The organism is Phycisphaerae bacterium (assembly GCA_012729815.1).
Taxonomy (GTDB): Bacteria; Planctomycetota; Phycisphaerae; order JAAYCJ01; family JAAYCJ01; genus JAAYCJ01.
In genome coordinates this window covers 1-2,000 of record JAAYCJ010000339.1, presented here as the reverse complement: position 1 = coordinate 2,000, position 2,000 = coordinate 1, and the positions used below count along the sequence as shown (strand labels likewise).

Below are 2,000 nucleotides of genomic sequence, written 5' to 3'. Positions count from 1 at the left end.
ATCGCAGCGACGCCAGCGCCGCGGCGCTGTTCTATCAGTTGGCCCAGCGCTACTACTACCGCGACAGCGCGGTGGTGGCGGGTGTCCCGCAGACGGGCCTGGTGCCCGACGTGCGGGCCGATCAGCCCAACATCTGGCTCTGGCAGGACGGCAAACTGGTCGATCAGCCGGTGCCGTGGGAAATCTACTACGAATTAATGGCCATGCGGATGTCGCGCCGGGCCCTCCAGTTGGATGGCAGTCTCAATGATGCTCTAACACTTTGGTTGATGGCCGACTGCAAGCGGGAGTTGAGGCTCTCGGAGCAGGTGACCGATCCGCTGCACGGCCCGGAGTTTCCGGACTGTGGGTATTTTCTCCGGACCGCCGGGACGTTCTACTGTCTATCGGGGTTGGATCGGACGCTGGCCGACAACGACGTGGCGGTGGCGCTGAAGATGCTGGAGGCCCTGACCGACGTAGCGGCGGGCAACGACATTCTGCGGATGATGGGCGATCGTCAGCCGATCGTCGCCGCTCTCAACTCGCCCAACCAGTTGGTTCGTCTCTGGTCGGCGTTGGCTCTCGGCTGGTCGGCGCCCGGCGAGGTCTATCCGACCGTGGACCGGGTGGTGCCGCTGTTGGGCAAAGTTCTGGTCGGGCCGGAAAAGCCGGTGGCGGTGGTGATTGCCGCCGAGAAGACGCAAGTCGATCAGGTTACTCCGACGCTTGAGAAACTCGGGTATGAGGTGGCGGCCTTCGAGAGCGCCGATGCGTGGCAGAATGCGCTGGCCGATCTTAAGCCGCGGGTCGAGGCGGTGCTGATCGACTACGGCTTGCCTATTCCCGGGGTCAGCCAGGTGGTGGGGCGGATGGAACAGGATCCGCTTTTGCGGTCGGTCCCGACGGTGGTGATGACGGGTGCCGACACGCTGGAAGAGGCGCGGTCGACCCTCCAGGAAGCTCCGCAAGTGGCGGTGGTGGCGGGAGTTCCGGATGAGGCGATGCTGGAGGGGCGGCTGGTGTACCTGCGTCAGCAACTCGGTCGCGAGATCGCATCGCCCGAGCAGGCTCGTGCGATGGCCATTCTGGCGGCCAAGGGTCTTGGCCGTCTGGCCGCGATGGAATTGAAGAACTATCAGGTGGCTCGGGCGGGCGAGGCATTGAGCCAGTGTGCCGCCGGGGACGATTGGGAGTTGGCCTACGAATGCGGCAAGGTGTTGGCGATGCTCTCGCAGCCGGAGCTTCAGCAAGGGTTGGCCTCCGCCGCCCTTGGCCGCGGTGAGAACGAGCAGAAGATCCAGATGCTGGCGCTGCTGCGGACTTCGGTTCGCAAGCACGGCAGCCGGTTGACGGCTGAGCAGATCAGCCAGCTTCAGGGCATCGTGTTCAAGGAGACCGCTGAGAACCTGCGGAATGCCGCCGCCGCGGTGGTAGGGGCATTGAATCTGCCGCCGGAAGAGGCCCGGAAGGTCATTCTGGAGAAAGAGGCGTTCGGCCAGGTCGGCCCATAGACGCGGGATCAATAGGGGATGTGACGGCATGTTCGGTGAGGGATTATCCATAACGGACGGTGCATGGGGTACGGAACTCCACAAACTGGGCCTGAAGCCCGGCGAGTCGTGCGAGCGGCTGAACCTGGAGGCTCCGGAGATGGTGGTGCAGGTGGCTCGCAGCTACGTTGAGGCGGGCAGCAACGTCATATTGACCAACAGCTTCCAGGCCAACCCCTTTGTCCTGGAGCGGCATGGGCTGGCGGACCGGGCGTTTGAGATCAACAAGCAGGCGGTGGAGTTGTCGCGTCGGGCGGCGGGCGAGCGGGCGAGGGTGTTTGCCTCGATGGGACCCTCGGGAAAGATGATATTATCGGACGAAGTGACCGCCGATCAGCTTATCGCCGGGTTTGTCGAGCAGGTCAAGGGGCTGGTGGCGGGCCGGCCGGATGCGATCATCCTGGAGACGTTCGCCGATCTGGACGAGTGGAAACTGGCGGCGCGGGCGGTCAAGGACGTCACGGACCT

The 2,000-nt window shown here is 64.2% G+C and carries 2 protein-coding genes; both read left to right on the top strand.

Going from position 1 to position 2,000, the window contains the following annotated elements; all coding sequences use genetic code 11:
• Window positions 1–1,493: hypothetical protein (locus GXY33_21755; protein ID NLX07773.1), on the top strand; the 1,493-nt coding region annotated here is incomplete at its 5' end.
• 28 nt (window positions 1,494–1,521) lie between these two features.
• A partial coding sequence (locus tag GXY33_21750; protein NLX07772.1) for a methionine synthase occupies window positions 1,522–2,000 on the top strand: 479 nt, incomplete at its 3' end.